We start from the raw sequence: 18,522 nt of genomic DNA, 5'->3' as shown, positions 1-18,522 counted from the left end.
CAGCGTACTACCGATCGTCGCGCACCGTGAGACTAGCCACGCCCGGCCTCGACCCAGTAGCCGGCCAGTCGCCTGACCACCTCGACCAACTCCGCCTCGTCGAGGGTGAAGGGGAGACGGACGTGGTCCAGGTAGGAGCGTGCCCCCACGGCGAAGTGCGAGCCGAGCATCAACTGCATGCCGTGGTGCTGGGCGACGTGGTTGAGCTGTTGCAGCGGCCGGGGGGTGGCGCACCAGACGCTGAGCCCGCCGTGGGGTGACTCGTGCCGCCACTGCGGCAGGTGTTCGGCGAGGGCGGCGAGCAGGGCGTCGCGGCGGCCGAGCAGTTCCCGCTGCCGTTCGAGGCGGATCTGCGGCAGGTCGTCGAGGAGTTCGACGGCGAGCAGTTGGGTGGGCAGCGGGCAGCCCAGGTCGTACATGGCCCGCAGGTGCACGATCCGTTGCAGCTCGCGGCGGGGGCCGATCAGCCAGCCGATCCGCAGGCCCGGCCAGCAGACCTTGCTGAGGCTGCCGACCGTGTAGATCTGCGCGCCGGGGGCGTACGCGCCGATCGGGGGTGGCGGGAGCGGGCCGTCGATCCGGGTGTCGGCGAGGGTGAGGTCCTCCACCAGCGGCACCCCGTACCGGCGGGCGATGGAGGCCAGCGCCGCCCGCCGGCGCTCGGTAATCGTCCACCCGGTCGGGTTGTGGTATGTCGGGATGACGTAGATGAAGGAGGGTTCGTACCGACGGACGGCCGCCTCTACCGCCTGCGGATCGACACCCTCCCGCTCGATCGGCACGACGACCAGCCGCAACCCGGCGGTACGCAGCGACGCCAGCACCGTGGGGCAGGTCAGCTCCTCGACCAGGACGGTGTCGCCCCGCCGGGTCAGCACCCCCGCCAGCAGGGACAGCGCCTGGGTCGCGCCGTTGGTGACGATCACCTCCTCGGCGGCGGTGACCCGGCCGTCGGCGGTCAGCTTGCCGGCGATCCGCTCCCGCAGCGCGGGGTAACCGGCCGGTTCGTACACCCGGCCGGGCAACGCGGCGGCGGCCAGGGCGGGCAGCCGGGACATCGCCGCCATCAGCCACGGGCCGGGCGGCGGCGACGGGACCGTCAGGTCGACGGTCCGTGACCGGTCGCGGACCACGTCGGCGATGAAGCCGCTCGCCGCCGCGCCGTAGTCGGCGGGGGGCGCGACGGCGGGTTGGGCGTGCGCCACCCGGGTCCCGCTGCCCTGGAGGCTGACCAGCCAGCCCTCGTCCTTGAGCAGGCTGTACGCCTGGGCGATGGTCGTCCGGCTGACGGCCAGCGCCACGGCGAGCCGCCGTTCCGGGGGCAGTTCACTGCCCGGGGGCAGCGATCCGAGCCGGATCAGCAGTCGCAGCTGCTCGGCCAGGCCGCGGTAGAGCCGGGTCTGGTCGTCCTTCCACGCACCGATCTGAGCGGCCAACTCTTCCGCGTTCATGCTCTCCCCCCAATGGACTGAGGATTGGCTATTTCCCTCAGCCACTGACTTGAGCAATATTCCATCGTCACGTTAGCGGGGGGCTGTGACTACGATCTGGCACCGACCTGCCCGCTCTGCGGCCAGGTCCGCTTCCGACGCGTGACGTCGCACCGAGTGTCATCTCACTCGAGCCGCCGAGGGAGACGGTTCCAAGCAGAACGGGGAGCGGGAGCCGCATGGAGTCGTCGTTGCACGCAGCCGCGGGCTCGAACGGCACGGGGCAGCGCGTACCGGCCCCCCGCGCCGCGTCCGGACCGGCCACTCCCCCGGGCAGTCCGCCGGTCGACCCGGCGTCGACCGAGGCCCTGACGCCGCTGCTGCGTACGGAGATCGTCCGCCTCGTCGAGGCCGAGGCGTCCCCGGCGGTGACCCAGTCACTGCTGACCCCGCAGCGGCTGCGCGCCATCTGTGAGGTCGCCTCGGAGGACCTGCTCGCGCTCGCCCGCCGGGACCCGGCCGCCGGTGGATCGTGGCAGTACGTCTGGGACAGCTACGTCGCCTACCGGGCGACCCTCGCCTACCGGGTGGCGCACGCCGTCCACCGGGCCGGGGACACCCCGCTGACCCCGGACGTCCGGCTCGCCGTGGCCCGCCGGGTCTCCGAGGCCGCCAAGGTCCGCACCGGCGTGGAGATCCACCCGGCCGCCACCATCGGGCGGCGACTGATCATCGACCACGGGCTCGGCACGGTGATCGGCGAGACCACCGAGATCGGCGACGACGCGTACATCCTCCAGGGGGTCGTGCTCGGCGCGCGGGGCATCGCCGACAACCCCAGCGGCCGGCGGCACCCCCGGCTCGGCGACCGGGTCGAGGTGGGCGCGTTCGCCCGCATCCTCGGCGCGGTGACGGTCGGCGACGACGTGCTGATCGGGCCCGGGATCATCGTCACCACCGACGTGCCGAGCCACCGCCGGGTCCGGCTGCTCAACCAGTACCAGGGCACCTCCGGCGAGTGCAACGTCCGGGTCTTCGGCGTCGTCCCGGTCTGCGAGGGCGTGGTCGAGGTGCACGGCACCGGTCTCGCCGCGATCGAGGTCGACCTGGTGACCAGCACCGGCCAGCACCGGCCGGTGGTGGTCCTCGAGCGCGACGACCGGCGGGTCCGGTGCGCGGTGAACCGTCCCGGCACCGACGAGCGGCTCCGGATCATCGACACCTGCGGGAACGAGACGGTCCTCTACAACCTCCAGCAACTCTGGCGGGCGCTCGACGAGTTCGGCTTCGCGTGACCAGGAGATGAGATGACGAACCACACCGGCGCCCGCGCCGGCCGCTGGCAGCTCGGGCTGCTCTACCTGCTGGTGTGCCTGATCTGGGGTACCACCTGGTACGGCATGAAGATGAGCGTGGAGACCCTGCCGCCGATCACCGCGGCCGGGTTGCGCTTCCTGGTGGCCTTCCCGTTCCTGCTCGCCGTCTGCCTCGCCGCGCCGGGGGTGTCGCTGCTGCCGCCGCCGGGCCGCCGCTGGGTGGTGCCGTTCATCGCGGTGGTCTACATCGCCGTCCCGTACGCGCTGATCAACTACGGCGAGCAGCACATCAGCTCCGGCCTGGCGGCGTTGATCTTCTCGTCGGTCGTGGTCTTCCTGCTGCTCTTCTCGGTGCTGATCTCGCGGATCTCGGTGAGCTGGACGCAGTGGGCCGGCGTGGTGGTCGGGCTCGGCTGCCTGGTCGGCATCGTCCAGCTCACCGCCGGGATCAGCGCCCGGGGCGTGCTGGCACCGGCGGCCGTGCTGCTCGCCGCGGTCATGCACGCCCTGACGTACGCGGTGATGGCCCGCTACGGCGGCACCGTGCACGTGCTCACCCAGGAGACCCTGCCGATCGGGCTCGGGGCGGTGGGGCTGGTGGTGCTCGGGGCGTTCGTCGAGCGGCCCGACCTGGGCGCGATCTCCGGCCGCTCGCTGACCGGGGTGCTCTACCTCGGCCTGGTCGGCTCGGTGATCGGTTTCGCCGCCTACTTCTACCTGCTCCAGCACGTCGACGCGGTCCTGGTGTCGTACGTCTTCGTGCTCTTCCCGGTGGTGGCGCTGTTCGGGTCGGCGCTGCTGGAGAACTCGGCGCTGCCGGCCCTGGCGGTGGGCCTCGCGGTGGTCATGCTCGCCGCGTTCGGGCTGACCAAGAAGGCCACCGGGGGCGGTTCGGCGGCCACGCCCGCGCCGGTGGTCCCCGACGACGGGGCGACGCTCGACCGGTCCACCCTCGACACGATCTTCGAGCACGCCCGGGTCGCCTACCCGGGCGAGGCGTGCGGTTTCGTGCACGCCAGCGGGCGGGTGCACGAGGCCCGCAACATGGCCGACGAGATGCACCGCAAGGACCCGGTCCGGTTCCCGCGTACCGCCGCGACCGGCTACGTGCTGGCCCCGACCGACCTGATGTACCTCGAGGACAACCTCGACGTGGACGACCCGGTGGTGGTGCTCTACCACTCGCACCCCAACGGGCGGGCCTACTTCAGCGACGAGGACCGGCGCAACGCCCTGGTCGACGGGGTGCCGCTCTATCCGACGCTGGAGCAGCTGGTGGTCGGCATCGACGACACCGGCGTCCGGGAGGCCCGGTTGTTCCGGTGCGTCGACGGCGAGTACACCGAGCTGCGCTTCCTGCCCGGCCCGGACCGGCGTACGGCGGAGGTGGGTTGAGATGGGCATCCGTGACTCGATCCTGGACACCGTGGGGGGCACCCCGCTGGTGCGGCTCAGCCGGCTCACCGCCGACCTGCCCGGGGAGATCCTGCTCAAGCTGGAGCTGAACAACCCGGGCGGCAGCCACAAGATGCGCATCGCGCTGAACATGATCCGGGCGGCGGAACGGGAGGGTCTGCTCAAGCCGGGCTCCGGGCAGACCATCCTGGAGCCGACCGGCGGCAACACCGGGATGGGGATCGCGATCGCCGCCGCGGTGCTCGGCTACCGGGTGGTGCTGGTCATCCCGGACAACTACAGCGAGTCGAAGCGTCGCCTGCTGGCCAGCTTCGGGGTGGAGGTCCGGCTCTCGGACAGCACCCGGGGCAACAACTCGCACGGCGAGCTGGCCACCGAGATCCAGTTCGAGCACCCCGAGTACGTGATGCTCAACCAGGCGGCCAACCCGGCCAACCCGGAGATCCACCGGCTGACCACCGTCCGCGAGATCATCGCCGACCTGGACGGCACCCGGGTGGACGCCTACGTGGCAGGCATCGGCACCGGCGGTCACCTGACCGGCATCGGCGAGGTGCTCCGGCAGCACCAGGGCGGGCTGCGCATCCTCGGGGTGCAGCCGGAGGGCTGCGACATGTTCGCCGACGTGTTCGTCCCGCACCGCATCCAGGGGCTGTCCATCGGCATGATCCCGCCGGTGCTCAACACGGAGATCATCGACGAGATGGTCATGGTGAGCGAGGCGGACGCGATCGACGGGATGCGCCGGCTGATGGAGTGCGAGGGCATCGGCGCGGGGCCGTCGACCGGCGCGAACATCGCCGCGTGCCGCCGGCTGCTGGCCGCCTCGGACGAGCCGCTGACGCTGCTGACGGTGGCCTACGACCGGGTCAACGACTACCTGGAACTGCTCTGAGCCGGGGCTGACCGCAGCACCGGCTGCTGCGGCGGACACGACGACGGCGGGGTGGCCCCGGGGCCACCCCGCCGTCGGTGCACCCGCTCAGCTGAACAGGTTGTAGAACTCCTGCGGCGCCTCGACCACCTGATCGGCGGCGGGCTTCTGGGCGGCGGTGGCGTTGCCGTAGTCCGAGTAGGTGATCTTGATGTCCTGCGCGGCGCTCTGGCCGGCGGCCGGGATCTGGACCACCAGCTCGCTGAGCCGGCCCTGCGGGTCCAGCTTCGCGGTGAACGGCACCGACTGCGCCTGCGCACCCAGCGCGCTGATCACCGTCTGGTCGACGGAACCCGCCTCGGCGGCCTTCGACACGTCCAGGGTGCCGGCGTAGCTGCCCTCGCCGGTCTGCCGGACCTCGGTGATGCCCTGGGTCAGCACGGCGCTGCCGGCCGGGTCGACCTTCTCGAAGTCGAACCCGAGCGACTTGTTGCCCTTGATCCGGGTCTGGTCGAGGTGCTGGTACTTACCGAGGTTGAGCTTCTGCGCGCCGGGGATGCTGCCGGCGGACTTGCCGCCCAGGTCGAGCTTGACCCAGCTGTCCGGCTTGGCGTGGATCAGGTCCAGGTTCATCATCAGGTCCGACGACGCGTCCCCGATGCTCAGCTTCATCTGGGCGCTCTGGCTGGGCTGGTGCACCTGCCCCTCGGCGGTCGACCCCACCCCGCTCATGGTGAACCGGAAGTTGCCGTTGCGGATCTCGTTGGTGGAGTCCAGCAGAGCCTGCTTGGCCTCGGAGGTGCCGGGCGAGGCGCTGCCCGGGGCGACGCTGCCGGAGACCGACGGGGACGCGGAGGACCCCGCCTCACCGGTGCCGGAGTTGTTGCAGGCGGCCAGGCCGGGGGTGAGCAGCGCTGCGGCGAAGACCGCCGTACTGAAACGTCGAATGGTCACGTCGGGTTCTCCAGTCGGGTCGTCCGACCCCCGGCGGGCACCGGGGGCGTGCCGGCACGGGCGTGACACTTCCCGCGCGGCGCACGGTCCCCGCCCGGTCGGGCCGGCCCGGGGTCGTGTCCCTTCTGTTCCCGGACGTCGCCTTCCGCAATCCCCCCGGCCCGGTCCACCCGTGCCGCCGCCGGTCAGCGCAGTGCGCCGGCCAGCTCACGCAGCTCGTTGTCGCGGGCGTCGCCCACCACGATCACCGTACGGTTCGGTTCGAGGAGCACCAGCGCCTGCTCGTTGCCCCGCCCGGTGTACCGCTGCCAGTTCGCCCCGCCCAGGTCGGCCGGCCCCTGCGGCTGCCCCTGCGCGGTCAGCTCGGCGGGGATCAGCCGCTGCGGCGGCACGGTGCTCTGCACCAGCTGGGCGCCCCGCCCCTCCGGGGTGAGATACCCCACCCGCAGGGTCGCGCCGTCGTCGACGGTACGGAAACTGGCGCTCACCGTACGCCAGCCGTCGCCCAGCCCGGACGGCTCGGCGACGGGGAAGACGTTCGCGGCGCGGGCCTGCTCGTAGGCGGGGGCGGCGTCGACCGTGGTGGGCTGCTCGCCGCCGAGGAAGCCCCGGTAGAAGGCGAGCAGCAGGGCGATCGGCACCAACAGCACCAGCAGCGACAGGGCCATGTCCTTGGGCGAGCGCTCGGAACGGGGTCGCTCCGGACGCCCGGGACGCGCCGTCGCCGCCCGGTCCGGCGACCCGGCCCCGGCGACCAGCGCCGGCTCGGACTCCCCGGCGACGGGCACCGGCTCCGGGTCGCCGCCGACGAGGGCCGGTTCGGGCTCACCGCCCGCGACGGGGGCCGGCTCGGGCCCGCCGCCGGCCGGCGTACCCGCGCCGCCGCCGGGCGCGGACCCGGTGGGCGTGTCGGCGGTGGCCGGGGGCACCGGCGGCCGTCCGTCCGGCGGGGTCGGGTCGGCGGGTACGCGGTCGGCAGGCTGTGCGGCTTCCACCGGCCCATTCTCGCAGCCGCCCGGTGGGGCGATCCCGCCCACCATCGCCCCGCCCCGCCCCCGGACCTGGCATCGTGTGAGGATCAGCGACACAGCCGGCAGGGGGCGACCTGCGTCCCCGCCTGCCCACCCCGCACCGTCGCGAGGAGGAAGCCGCCATGACGAACACCAGGACGCGGGTCCCGCAGGACCTCGACCGTAACCTCGCCCTCGACCTGGTCCGGGTCACCGAGGCCGCGGCGATGGCCGCCGGCCGGTGGGTCGGCCGGGGCGACAAGGAGGGCGGCGACGGGGCAGCCGTCGACGCCATGCGCAAGCTGATCAACTCGATCCAGATGCGCGGCGTCGTGGTGATCGGCGAGGGCGAGAAGGACAACGCGCCGATGCTGTTCAACGGCGAGCAGGTGGGTGACGGCACCGGCCCCGAGGTGGACGTCGCGGTGGATCCGGTCGACGGCACCACGCTGATGAGCAAGGGCATGCCCAACGCGCTCGCCGTGCTGGCCGTCTCGGAGCGGGGGGCGATGTTCGACCCGAGCGCCGTCTTCTACATGGAGAAGCTGGCCGTCGGCCCGGAGTACGCCGACGTGGTGGACATCGAGGCCGGCCCGGCGGAGAACATCAGGCGGATCGCCAAGGTCAAGGGCACCGAGGTGGCCGAGGTCACGGTCTGCGTGCTGGACCGGTCCCGGCACGACGACCTGGTCGGGCAGATCCGGCGGACCGGGGCCGGCATCCGGTTCATCTCCGACGGCGACATCGCCGGGTCGATCGCCGCCGCCCGGGGTGAGTCGGGCGTCGACGTGCTGATGGGCATCGGCGGCACCCCGGAGGGGATCATCTCGGCGTGCGCGCTCAAGTGCATGGGCGGGGCGATGCAGGCCAAGCTCTGGCCGCAGGACGCGCAGGAGCGGGAGAAGGCGCTCGCCGCCGGGCACGACCTGGACCGGGTGCTCGGCACCGACGACCTGGTCACCGGGGACAACTGCTTCTTCGTGGCGACCGGGGTGACCTCCGGTGACCTGCTGCGCGGGGTGCGGTACCAGGCCGGTGGGGCGTACACCCAGTCGATCGTGATGCGCTCCAAGAGCGGCACGATCCGGGTGATCGACTCGTACCACCGGTTGGAGAAGCTGGCCCTCTACTCGGCGGTGGACTTCGACGGCAGGCCCCTGGCAGAGCAGGAGTGACAGTTTCCGGCACCGCCGCCCCTCCCGTCCTGTCCGCCGCCCGTCGGATCGCCGGCATCGGGTTGGCCACCGCCGCCGGCGTCGGCGTGGCCGTGCAGTCCCGGATCAACGGCGAGCTGGGGGTACGCCTGGCCGACGGCATCGCCGCCGCGGTGGTCTCCTTCGGCCTGGGGTTGCTGGTGCTGCTGGTGCTGGTCCCGGCCCTGCCCGGGGGGCGGCGCGGGCTGGCCGACCTGCGCGGGGCGTTGCGGTCCGGTGCGCTGCGTCCCTGGCAGATGCTGGGCGGGGTGTGCGGGGCGTTCCTGGTCGCCACCCAGGGGCTCACCATCGGCGCGCTCGGCGTGGCGGTGTTCACCGTGGCGGTGGTGGCCGGGCAGTCGGCCAGCAGCCTGGCGGTGGACCGGGCGGGCATCGGACCGGGCGGGCGGCAGCCGGTGACGGGTGCCCGGCTGGCCGGTGCGGTGCTGACCGTGCTGGCCGTGCTGTTGGCGGTCGGTGACCGGCTCGGCGACCCGGGCACCCTGGTGCTGGCCCTGCTGCCGTTGCTGGCCGGGTTGGGCCTGGCCTGGCAGCAGGCGGTCAACGGGCTGGTCCGGGCGGCGTCGGGCAGCGCGCTCGTCGCCACCGGGGTCAACTTCGCCGTCGGTACGGTGGCCCTGCTGGTCGCCTTCGGCGTGGACCTGGCGGTCCGGGGTGCTCCCGGTGGCGCGCTGCCGACCGAGCCGTGGCTGTATCTGGGCGGCCCGATCGGCATCGTCTTCATCGCGGTCGCGGCGGCGATCGTCCGGTTCACCGGGGTCCTGTTGCTGGGGCTGGCCACCATCGCCGGTCAGGTCGTCGGGGCCGTCGTGCTGGACGTGGTGTTGCCGACGTCGGCGTCGCACCCGGGTCCGGCCACCCTGGCCGGCGCGCTGCTGACCCTGGTCGCGGTGCTGGTGGCGGCGCTGGGCCCGGCCCCGCGCCGCTGACCCGAGCGTCCGAGCCGACACTGCGCGCGGGCGGACCGTCGGCGGCCCGGCCCGGCGGGGCGGTCAGTGGGCCGCGCCCGCCGGGGTGGGCGTCCCGAGGGTGGCGGTGAGGGTGCGGACGGTGGCGGCCAGCGCCTCGTGAAGCGGGGTCGGGGTGATGCCGAGGACGGCGGTGGCCCGGGTCGAGTCCATCACGAACGGCCTGGCGAACTGGTGCGCGGTCTCCCGCAGCTCGCGGGCGAAGGGGTCGGTCAGGCCGCCGAGCCAGAGCAGCGGGTAGGGCAGCCGGGTCAGCTTCGGCGGCGGCGCGTCGGCCAGCTCGGCCGCCCGGACGGCCAGCTCGCGGACGCTGGTCGGCGCGGCGCTGGGCACGTGCCAGGCGTGTCCCCAGGCCCGCTCGTCGGCCGCGGCGGCGACCAGGGTACGCACGACGTCCCCCACGTACGTCCAGGTGTGCGGGGCGTCCCAGTTCACCGGCAGGAGGACCCGCTGGCCGGCGAGCACCTTCGGCAGCACCAGCGGCAGCAGGGAGTTGCCCTCGGCACCGAGGTAGTCCGAGCCGCGTACCTCGGTGGTCCGGACCCGGCCGGCGCGGTGGGCGGCGAGCGCCTCGGTCCACATCCGGTTGCGGACGCGTCCCTTGGTGCCGGTGGCGGCGAGCGGGGTGTCCTCGGTCATCGGCGCGTCGACCGGGCCGTAGCCGTAGAGGCAGCCGACGGTGGCGAGCACCGCGCCGGTGCGCTCGGCGGTGGTGAGCAGCGCGTCGGCCAGTGGCGGCCAGTCGGTGGCCCACCGGTGGTAGGCCGGGTTGGCGCAGTTGTAGAGCGCGACCGCCCCGTCGGTGAGGGTGGTCAGCCGGTCGGTGTCGGCGGCGTCGGCGGCGATCCGCTCGATCGCCGGGTCGACGGGGCCGGTGCCCCGCCGGGTGACGAGCCGGACCTGTTCGCCCTGCTCGGCGAGGTGGTGTGCGGTGGCGGTGCCGACCGGGCCGGCGCCGACGATCACGTGCAGCGACATGGGAGAGCCTTTCGAAGCAGTAGACCGGATCGAGAGCACTGCTCTCGTTGAGCTGCGCCCAGCATGCCCGGCCTTCACCCGCGAAGTCAAGAGCAGTGCTCTCCATTTTGATTGGCGCTCTGTTCCGTGGCAGAGTGGCCGCATGCCGGCTTCCTCGATCCGCGCCCGGGTCCGCGCCGAGATGATCGACGAGATCAAGGCGGTGGCCCGCCGCCACCTCGCCAGCGACGGGGCCGACCTGTCACTGCGGGCGGTCGCCCGGGACATGGGGATGGTCTCGTCGGCGATCTACCGCTACTTCCCCAGCCGGGACGACCTGCTCACCGCACTGATCATCGAGGCGTACCAGGCACTCGGCGACGCGGTGGAGGCCGCCGACGCCGCCGTCGACCGGGCCGACCTGCGCGGCCGGTGGCACGCCGCCTGCCGGGCCGCCCGCACCTGGGCGCTGGCCCACCCCGCCGAGTACGCCCTGCTATACGGCAGCCCGGTGCCCGGGTACGCCGCCCCCGTCGACACCGTGCTCCCCGCACAACGCCCGCCGCTGACCCTGCTCGGCATCCTCCGCGACGGGGTGGCCGCCGGCCGGATCACCCCGCCTGACGACGACCTGCCCGAGCCGGTCCGGGCCGACCTGGCCGAGATCGCCGCCGGGCTCTTCCCCGGCCTGCCCGAGGCCCTGCTCGCCCGGGGCATGGCCGGCTGGACCCAACTCTTCGGGCTGATCAGCTTCGACCTCTTCGGCCGCCTCGATCCGGTCGTCCCGCACCGGGACGCCTACTTCGACCACCAGACCGCCCTGATGGCCGACCTCGTCGGCCTGCCCTGACCCCGCCCGCCGGGCGTCACCGCCCCTGACCGGCCCGTACCCGGGCCCAGCCGGCCCGACCCGGTCAGCCGGCGTCGGAGGAGTGGCCGGGGAAGAGGTGGGCCGCCGGGTCGATGGCGACGGCGGCGTTGTTGACGGCGGTGGCGGCCTCGCCGAAGCCGGTGGCGATCAGCCGCACCTTGCCGGGGTACTCGGTGATGTCACCGGCGGCGAAGACCCGGGGCAGGTTGGTCGCCATCGCGCTGTCCACCACGATGTGCCGGCGGTCCAGCCGTAACCCCCACTCGGCCAACGGCCCCAGGTCGGCGGTGAAGCCGAGCGCCGCGACCACCGTGTCGACAGGCAGGGTCTCGGCCGCCCCGCCCCGGACGGTGATCTCGGCGGCGGTGACCGTGTCGTCGCCGTACAGCCGGGTCACCTCCGCGTTGACCACGACCCGCACCGGCAGCGACAGCACCCGGGCCACGGTCGCGGCGTGCGCCCGGAACCGTTCCCGGCGGTGCACCAGGGTCACCGAGCGGGCCAGCGGTTGCAGGGTGGCGGCCCAGTCGAACGCCGAGTCACCGCCACCCACGATCAGCACGTCCCGGTCGGCCAGCGCGGTCGGTTCCGGTACGAAGTAGACGATCCCGCCGCCGACGAAGCTGTCCGCGACCGGCAGCGGGCGCGGGGTGAAGCTGCCCAGCCCGCCGGTGACCAACACCGCGCCGCAGCGCAACTGCTCGCCGCCGGCCAGGCCCAGCACCGGTCGGCCGTCGGTGTGGGCGAGCTTCTCGGCCCGGGTGCCGAGCAGGTACTCCGGGTGGTAGGGCGCGGCCTGGGCGAGCAGGTTGGCGACCAGGTCCCGGCCCTTGACGGCGGGAAAGCCGGCGACGTCGAGGATCAGCTTCTCCGGGTACATGGCGGTGATCTGCCCGCCCGGCTCGGGCAGCGCGTCGACGACCGCCACCGACAACCCCCGGAAACCCGCGTAGTACGCGGCGAACAGCCCCGTCGGGCCGGCTCCGATCACGGCGACATCGACCTCGCGCATGGGCGTACCGTCGCTTTCCGCTGGCGATCAACGTGCGCCGCGCCGGTGGCGGGGCGACGCGTGCTGCTGCCGACGGTAGGCCCGGCGTGCGGTCCGGGCAAGCATGACCGCTCCCGCCACGCGGGTCGTCCGCTCAGGGGGTCAGGGTGGACTCCACCCGGTATTCCCGGTACGGGTCGTAGGGGCGACGACGCCGGAACAGGATCGCCGCGACCACCCCGCCGAGCAGCCCGAACAGGTGTCCCTGCCAGGAGATCCGCTCGTCGGTGGGCAGGATGCCGAGCAGTTGCCAGCCGTAGAGCAGGCCGACCAGCAGCACCACCCCGAAGTTCCACCAGCTCCGCTCGACGACGCCCCGGGTGAACAGCAGGCCCAGGTAGCCGAAGATGACCCCGCTCGCGCCGACGACCACCGAGTTGGGCGAGCCGGTGAACCAGACGCCGAGCCCGCTGACCAGGATGATGACCAGGGTGGACCAGAGGAACCGGCGGGTACCGGCGGCCAGCACGAAGGTGCCGAGCAGGATCAGCGGGATGCTGTTGCTGTAGAGGTGGTCGAAGCCGTGGTGCAGGAACGGCGAGAAGAACACCCCGTCGAGCCCCTGGACACGCTGCGGGATGATGCCGGCGGCCACGTCGAGCCCGAAGCCGAGCCCCTGGTCGAGGGCCTCGATGAGGAAGAGGAACGGCACCACCGCGCACATGGCGACGAAGGCCCGGCCGAGGGACGCGTAGAACGCCTCGGTGCCGAACCGGTCGGGGTCGCCGCCCGTCGGGTGCAGGGTCACCCCACCATGGCTATCAGCATTCTTCGCCGACCGCCACCCGGGTCCCGCGCCACCCGGGGTACGCGGACGGCGGGGCGGGTGGTCGCCCACCCGCCCCGCCGTCCGCGTCGTCGCTCAGTACCAGCCGGAACTCTGGCTCTTGGCCCAGGCGCCGCACGGGTTGTCGTACCGGCCCTCGATGTAGCCCAGGCCCCACTTGATCTGGGTTACCGGGTTGGTCCGCCAGTCGCTGGCGACCGAGCTCATCTTGCTGCCCGGCACCGCCTGCGGGATGCCGTACGCGCCGGACGAGGAGTTGCTGGCCTTGGGGTTCCAGCCGCTCTCCTTGTTCCAGAGCTTGTCCAGGCAGGGCATCTGGTCGATCTTGAAGCCCGCCTGGAGGAGCATCGCGCAACCGGTCTTACGGTGCCCGCTGTACGAGCTGCACGAGGCGGGGACCGGGCCGGCGTAGGCCTTGATCTTCCCGTCCTCCGCCTTGGCCTTGGCCTCGGCCTCGCGCTCCTTCTTCCGCGACGCGGCGGCGGCCTCGGCGGCCTTGGCCCGCTGGGCGGCTTCCTTGGCCGCCGCGGCGGCCCGCAGCTTCGCCTGGTACTCGGCGGCCCGCTGCTTGGCGGACTCCCGCCGGTGGTCGGCCTGCCGGTCGCGCTGGTAGTCGTACTCGGCCTGGTCGACCTGGAGGCCGACCTGTGCGGTCAGGCCCTGTTGCTGGGTTTCCCGGTCTTCGCCCAGATAGAAACCGCCGGCAACGCCCACGGAGAGCAGTGCGACGGCGGCCGTACGGGCACCGAACCGGCTCCACAGCCGACTCACGAAGTGTCCCTTCGTCGGGGGCAAGGACGCGGCGCGGACCGGCCCTCGACGGACGCGGTCGTGCCACGAGCGCCCCGACCTGAGCCGGTCGCCACCGACGCACCGGCAGGGGGTCGGTTGTGCGCCCCCGGGAGGGGACGAACGGTCACCAACACCCCCACCGGGACGTGGACGCTCGTGGGACACGATTGCGCACAGTGAGGCTGATGGGAAACCCACCGGCCATTTTGTGACCTGTGCCACAAAGTGAATGCGGACGATGAGGGGCGGACCCCGCCCCCGCGAGGGTCAGCCCGGGATGTCCTCCAACAGATCCGTCACCATCGCCGCGATCGGGGACCGCTCGGACCTGTTCAACGTGACGTGCGCGAAGAGCGGGTGGCCCTTCAGCGCCTCGATCACCGCCGTCACCCCGTCGTGCCGCCCGACCCGCAGGTTGTCCCGCTGGGCGACGTCGTGGGTGAGCACCACCCGCGAGCCCTGCCCGATCCGGGACAGCACGGTGAGCAGTACGCCCCGCTCCAGCGACTGGGCCTCGTCGACGATGACGAAGGCGTCGTGCAGGCTCCGGCCCCGGATGTGGGTCAGCGGAAGGACCTCCAGGATGCCCCGTGAGGTGACCTCCTCCAGCACGTTCTCGTGCACCACCGCCCCGAGGGTGTCGAACACGGCCTGCGCCCAGGGCGACATCTTCTCCGACTCGGACCCGGGCAGGTAGCCCAACTCCTGCCCGCCGACGGCGTAGAGCGGCCGGAAGACGACCACCTTCTTGTGCCGGCGGCGCTCCATCACCGCCTCCAGCCCGGCGCACAGTGCCAGGGCCGACTTGCCGGTGCCGGCCCGGCCACCCAGCGACACGATCCCGATCGACTCGTCGAGCAGCAGGTCCAGCGCGATGCGCTGCTCGGCCGAGCGGCCGTGCACACCGAACGCCTCGCGGTCGCCGCGCACCAGCCGGACGGTCTTGTCGGGCAACACCCGACCCAGGGCCGAGCCCCGGGTGGAGTGCAGCACCAGGCCGGTGTGGCAGGACAGGCCGGCGGCGGCGTCCAGGTCGAGGCAGTCCCCGGCGTAGAGCCGGCCGATCTCGTCCTCACCCAGCTCCAGCTCGGCCATCCCGGTCCAGGTCGGATCGCTGGCCTGGCCGTGCCGGTACTCGTCGGCCCGCAGCCCGACCGAGGCGGCCTTGACCCGCAACGGCATGTCCTTGCTGACCAGCGTCACCTCCCGCCCCTCGGCGGCCAGGTTCAGCGCCACCGACAGGATGCGCGCGTCGTTGGACTCGTTGCGGAACCCGGGGGGCAGGACGCCGTCGTCCGAGTGGTTCAGCTCCACGGTGAGCGTGCCGCCGGACTCGTTGGCCGGCACCGGACGGTCCAGTCGACCGTGCCGGACCCGCAACTCGTCGAGCATGCGCAGGGACTGGCGGGCGAACCAGCCCAGCTCCGGGTGGTGTCGTTTGCCCTCCAACTCCGAGATCACCACGAGCGGCAGGACCACCTCGTGCTCGGCGAAGCGGTGGAAGGCCGCCGGGTCGGACAGGAGCACCGACGTGTCCAGTACGAACACCTGGCCGGCTGGGCCGGGCTCCTCGGGGCCGGGCGGGGCGGCGGCCGCCGGACGGCGGCTCCGGGTGGCTCGGCGGGTCGTGGCAGTCGCGGCCGGGATCTGGTCGACACCGGCGGGCGTACGGCGAGTCGTCACAGGCCTGCTCCGACGGACGGGCATCCGCCATCCGCGTTCCGCCTCCTCCGGTGCCCGGGGACACGGGGTCGGATGCGGAACCCCGTGCGCGAGGTCGCAGATCCGGGCGGCCGGCTGACCCGGGAAAACCCCGGGTCATGCCTAGACGCTAGCGGCGCCGGGCCGCCTCGGCTAGAGGGCGGACGAGGATCTCCCGCGCAGCGGGCGCGCCCCGCGCGGTGGGCGCCGCGGACCGGCCGGGATGCCTGCCCCCTGCGCGCATCCCGGCCGGTGGCACCGCGTCACCGGGCGACCGGTCGGTGTCGGTACGCCGTACCGACGACTGTCGGCTCCCGTGGGTTCAGCCGGACCGGCGGACCAGGGTGCCGGTCGGGTGCCGACCGGCGACCGGGCCCGGCGGGCTGGCGAATGAGGAGCCGGTGTACGTGGTGCCCTGGCGGACCGCGGGGGAGGGACGCCACGCGGCGTTGGCCGGCACGGCCGGGGCGGTGAGCGCCGAGGCGAGCACGGCCTGGGCGTCGCGCCGCCGCCGGTTCCAGGCGCCCCGGTCCCCGTCGAAGTAGCCCTGCCGGTAGCCGAAGCGGTACCCGATCCGGTAGCTGAGCTGGCCGTGCAACCGGCCGGCGGCGTAGCTGGCCGCCCCGAGGACGAGGACGAGGAACAGGGCGAGCAGGGGGCTCATCGGGCGGCTCCGGTGGGCCGCGGCGGCCGGGTCACCGGTCCTCCGGCTCGGCCGGGCTCGGGTCGACGACCAGCAGCCGTTCCAGGTCCTCGGTGCTGACCTCCTCGACCAGTTCGACGCTGATCCGGCAGCCGTCCAGCACGACCTCGGCCATCGAGGAGCGGCGGATCTCGCCGCCGGCGTCGTAGACCCGGACGCTCATCTCCGGGCAGCCGAGATGGGTCCGCCAGGCGTTCCACTCGTCGCGGTCGCCGACGCTCAGTGACAGGTAGCGGCAGCCCCGGGCGAGGTAGAGCCGCCAGGGTGCGCTCAGCCCGGCGGCGACCCCCTCCGCGATCAGGCCGAAGGCCTGGGCACGGGTCGCGAGTTCGGTCACCGGATCCCCCTCGCACCGGGAGCGTGACGCATGTGAGCACTGATCGTCTCAAGCACGTGACACACCGTAGGTTGTCCCATGAGCGTGACAGTATCAGCTTTTCGTCCGGTTACCGACCGCCTCGCCTGACGGTATTATGCCCAGGTGAGACCCCTTTGCGCCGACCACTGGGCGGGCCCGGTCGACCCGGTGAGGACGTCTCATATGCGTGACAAAGATCCGCCCCGGGCAGCCCGGACGGGCACTACGGTCGTACGGTTTCGGGGTGACCGAGACCGCCCCCGCCCGGAAGATCGCATTCGCCACCTTCGTTCGTCGGGCGCTCGACGATGCCCGGGCGATGCGCGCCTGGACCGGCACCGAGGTCTCCCGCCGCACCGGCGTCTCCCGCCAGACGATCAACAGGTGGGTCCGCGGCGACTGGGCCAGCGACCCGGAGGCGGAACGGGTGGTGGCGTTCTGCGAGGGGCTGGGCCTCAACCCGGCCGCCGCCTTCGCCGCCCTCGGCTGGGACCGCACCGCCACCCCCCGGGGTGCCCCCGGCGCTCCCCCGATGGACCCGGACGTCGAGGCACTGCTGCGCCGGCTGGTCGACCCCGCCGTGTCGGACGCGGAGAAGTTCCACATCCGAGAAACCATTCGTTACCTCGCATACCGCCCCACTCTCCCGGTCAATGTCCGAAAGGGCGGAGAGCAGGCCGGGTAGTTCCTCAGATGGCGAAAGAACGCCTGAGCAGACCCGATCGTTTCGCTCCGGGCCGGCAACGGGCACGCTAGCGTCCCTATTCGTACTGCTTGGGCTCGTCGTCGGCGGGGGGACGGGACAAGGCCGAACTCAGCCCTGCGGGACAGAAGGAGGGGTCTGTCCATGACCCTGAAGTGGTGGGCAGTCGTGGTCGCGGCAGTCTCCCTGACCGCGTGCGTGACCGCGAACCTGGTGGTCGGCGTGGGCGGGAGCGGGCAGATTCCGCTGGTGTTCAACCTCTTCGCCCTGACCGTCGCCGGCACCGCCGTCGTCCTGGCGGTCGTCGCCGAGCTGCACGACCGGCTCGACGACCGGGTCAGCGCGCTCACCGAGTTCCTGGTGGCGCGGCTCAACGAGATCGAGACCCGCACCGGGGACCGGAACACCGGTTTCGTCGAGGGTTACCTGCTCAACCAGGGCCGGGAGGCCACCGTGGTGCCGTTGGGACGGCGGGGACGGGGAGCCGCCGAACGCTGAGCGGCATTCAGAGACCACACACCCCGGCGGTGTCAAGAAGCCACTCCGAAGCCACGAATCAGCCGCCGCCCCCGGGGTACGCTGTCGCGCGTGCCGCCGTTGAATCTGGGTAACCAGCAGCCGCAGACCCCGCTGGATGCTGAGCACGCCTGGCGTACCACCGCCGAGCGGGCCGCCGACACCGTCCTCTTCTTCGACTTCGACGGCACCCTCGCGCCGGTCGACGACGACCCCACCGCGGTACGCCCCGCGCCCAAGGTGCTCGCCGCCCTGGAGGCCCTGGCCCCGGTGGTGCAGCGGGTGGCGATCGTCTCCGCCCGTCCCGTCGACTTCCTCCGTGACCACCTCGGCGGCCTCACCGGGATCGACCTGTATGGACTGTACGGACTGGAGCACAGCCACTCCGGGGGCGAGACCGTCACCGAGCCCGCCGCGCTGCCCTGGGTGCCGACCATGGCCGAGCTGGCCGACCGGGCCCGTGCCGAACTGCCCGCCGGGGCGCTGGTGGAGTTCAAGCGGCTGAGCGTGGCGCTGCACTGGCGTACCGCGCAGCAGCTCGGCCCGGCGGTCGAGCAGTGGGGGCGGGCGCAGGCCGAACGCCTCGGGCTGCGGGTGCAGGCCGGCCGGATGGTGCTGGAACTCAAGCCCCCGGTCGACCGCGACAAGGGCCTGGTCATCGGCGAGGTGGTCCGGGACGCCGGTGGCGCGTGGTATTTCGGCGACGACGTCTCCGACATCAAGGCGTTCGCGGCACTACGCGCCCGGTCCGCCGCCGACCCGGGGTTCCTCGGCATCTGCGTGGCGGTGGCCAACCCGGAGACCGGCCGGGAGGTGGCCGAGGCCGCCGACCTCACCATCGACTCCCCCGCCGCGCTGGGCGACTTCCTCACCCGGGCCGTGGACCACCTGACCTGACCGC

Annotated in this window: 19 protein-coding genes; 9 read left to right on the top strand and 10 right to left on the bottom strand. The window is 72.9% G+C overall.

Features of this window, described 5'->3' with window-relative positions; translation table 11 throughout:
* Positions 1-32: 32 nt before the first annotated feature.
* Positions 33-1,451, bottom strand: a complete 1,419-nt coding sequence (locus ACN268_RS26290) for a PLP-dependent aminotransferase family protein (protein ID WP_421485549.1) — start codon at positions 1,449-1,451, stop codon at positions 33-35.
* A gap of 230 nt (positions 1,452-1,681) precedes the next feature.
* On the opposite strand from ACN268_RS26290, the gene ACN268_RS26285 reads away from it, so the two are divergent.
* The 3 genes from ACN268_RS26285 to ACN268_RS26275 are packed head-to-tail and all read left to right on the top strand — an operon-like array spanning position 1,682 to position 5,057.
* A complete protein-coding gene (locus ACN268_RS26285; protein ID WP_421485547.1) occupies positions 1,682-2,725 on the top strand; it encodes a serine O-acetyltransferase in 1,044 nt (347 codons plus the stop codon).
* A gap of 12 nt (positions 2,726-2,737) precedes the next feature.
* Entirely contained in the window at positions 2,738-4,141 is a 1,404-nt protein-coding gene (locus tag ACN268_RS26280) for an EamA family transporter (RefSeq protein ID WP_421485545.1), read from the top strand.
* Position 4,142: 1 nt separating this feature from the next.
* Positions 4,143-5,057, top strand: a complete 915-nt coding sequence (locus tag ACN268_RS26275) for a PLP-dependent cysteine synthase family protein (protein WP_421485543.1) — start codon at positions 4,143-4,145, stop codon at positions 5,055-5,057.
* Between the two features lie 87 nt (positions 5,058-5,144).
* Here the strand turns inward: ACN268_RS26275 and ACN268_RS26270 are convergent, their stop codons facing one another.
* Together ACN268_RS26270 and ACN268_RS26265 are read right to left on the bottom strand one after the other, a co-directional pair.
* Positions 5,145-5,990 carry a hypothetical protein gene (locus ACN268_RS26270; RefSeq protein ID WP_421485541.1) on the bottom strand — a complete coding sequence of 282 codons (846 nt, stop codon included), beginning with the start codon at positions 5,988-5,990 and terminating at the stop codon, positions 5,145-5,147.
* A gap of 185 nt (positions 5,991-6,175) precedes the next feature.
* Positions 6,176-6,985: a DUF4245 domain-containing protein gene (locus tag ACN268_RS26265; RefSeq protein WP_421485540.1), complete on the bottom strand. Its 810-nt coding sequence runs from the start codon at positions 6,983-6,985 to the stop codon at positions 6,176-6,178.
* Positions 6,986-7,143: 158 nt separating this feature from the next.
* On the opposite strand from ACN268_RS26265, the gene glpX reads away from it, so the two are divergent.
* Positions 7,144-8,175, top strand: coding sequence for a class II fructose-bisphosphatase (gene glpX / locus ACN268_RS26260; protein WP_302740737.1), 1,032 nt, complete (start codon positions 7,144-7,146; stop codon positions 8,173-8,175).
* A complete protein-coding gene (locus ACN268_RS26255) occupies positions 8,172-9,143 on the top strand; it encodes a DMT family transporter (protein WP_421485538.1) in 972 nt (323 codons plus the stop codon). The genes glpX and ACN268_RS26255 overlap by 4 nt, the downstream gene beginning before the upstream one ends.
* Positions 9,144-9,206: 63 nt before the next feature.
* Here the strand turns inward: ACN268_RS26255 and ACN268_RS26250 are convergent, their stop codons facing one another.
* A complete protein-coding gene (locus tag ACN268_RS26250) occupies positions 9,207-10,160 on the bottom strand; it encodes an NAD-dependent epimerase/dehydratase family protein (protein WP_421485536.1) in 954 nt (317 codons plus the stop codon).
* Positions 10,161-10,302: 142 nt separating this feature from the next.
* Here ACN268_RS26250 and ACN268_RS26245 point away from each other — a divergent pair, with 142 nt between their 5' ends.
* Positions 10,303-10,989, top strand: a complete 687-nt coding sequence (locus tag ACN268_RS26245; protein WP_421485535.1) for a TetR/AcrR family transcriptional regulator — start codon at positions 10,303-10,305, stop codon at positions 10,987-10,989.
* Between the two features lie 64 nt (positions 10,990-11,053).
* Here the strand turns inward: ACN268_RS26245 and ACN268_RS26240 are convergent, their stop codons facing one another.
* From ACN268_RS26240 to ACN268_RS26215, 6 genes are all read right to left on the bottom strand, one after another.
* Positions 11,054-12,022, bottom strand: coding sequence for an NAD(P)/FAD-dependent oxidoreductase (locus tag ACN268_RS26240; protein WP_088643981.1), 969 nt, complete (start codon positions 12,020-12,022; stop codon positions 11,054-11,056).
* Between the two features lie 133 nt (positions 12,023-12,155).
* Positions 12,156-12,809: a rhomboid family intramembrane serine protease gene (locus tag ACN268_RS26235; protein ID WP_088643980.1), complete on the bottom strand. Its 654-nt coding sequence runs from the start codon at positions 12,807-12,809 to the stop codon at positions 12,156-12,158.
* Between the two features lie 114 nt (positions 12,810-12,923).
* Positions 12,924-13,619, bottom strand: coding sequence for a transglycosylase SLT domain-containing protein (locus tag ACN268_RS26230; protein ID WP_421485533.1), 696 nt, complete (start codon positions 13,617-13,619; stop codon positions 12,924-12,926).
* Between the two features lie 288 nt (positions 13,620-13,907).
* Complete coding sequence (locus ACN268_RS26225) at positions 13,908-15,323, bottom strand: PhoH family protein (RefSeq protein ID WP_088643978.1); 1,416 nt, start codon at positions 15,321-15,323, stop codon at positions 13,908-13,910.
* A 340-nt stretch (positions 15,324-15,663) separates the two neighbouring features.
* Positions 15,664-16,005 carry a hypothetical protein gene (locus ACN268_RS26220; RefSeq protein ID WP_421485531.1) on the bottom strand — a complete coding sequence of 114 codons (342 nt, stop codon included), beginning with the start codon at positions 16,003-16,005 and terminating at the stop codon, positions 15,664-15,666.
* 31 nt (positions 16,006-16,036) lie between these two features.
* A complete protein-coding gene (locus ACN268_RS26215; protein ID WP_088643976.1) occupies positions 16,037-16,381 on the bottom strand; it encodes a hypothetical protein in 345 nt (114 codons plus the stop codon).
* Between the two features lie 265 nt (positions 16,382-16,646).
* Between ACN268_RS26215 and ACN268_RS26210 the strand changes: the two genes are divergently transcribed.
* The 3 genes from ACN268_RS26210 to otsB all read left to right on the top strand — a co-directional run bounded on the left by ACN268_RS26210 (position 16,647) and on the right by otsB (position 18,518).
* Positions 16,647-17,087, top strand: coding sequence for an XRE family transcriptional regulator (locus ACN268_RS26210; protein WP_421485530.1), 441 nt, complete (start codon positions 16,647-16,649; stop codon positions 17,085-17,087).
* Positions 17,088-17,249: 162 nt separating this feature from the next.
* Positions 17,250-17,603, top strand: a complete 354-nt coding sequence (locus tag ACN268_RS26205) for a hypothetical protein (protein ID WP_204927484.1) — start codon at positions 17,250-17,252, stop codon at positions 17,601-17,603.
* A gap of 90 nt (positions 17,604-17,693) precedes the next feature.
* On the top strand, positions 17,694-18,518 hold the full coding sequence (gene otsB / locus ACN268_RS26200) for a trehalose-phosphatase (RefSeq protein ID WP_204927483.1): 825 nt from the start codon (positions 17,694-17,696) through the stop codon (positions 18,516-18,518).
* Positions 18,519-18,522 lie beyond the last annotated feature (4 nt).

Source organism: Micromonospora sp. WMMD735 (assembly GCF_049178995.1).
GTDB lineage: Bacteria > Actinomycetota > Actinomycetes > Mycobacteriales > Micromonosporaceae > Micromonospora > Micromonospora wenchangensis.
The sequence above is the reverse complement of the archived record's forward strand: the minus strand, read 5'-3'. Positions and strand labels throughout refer to the sequence as shown.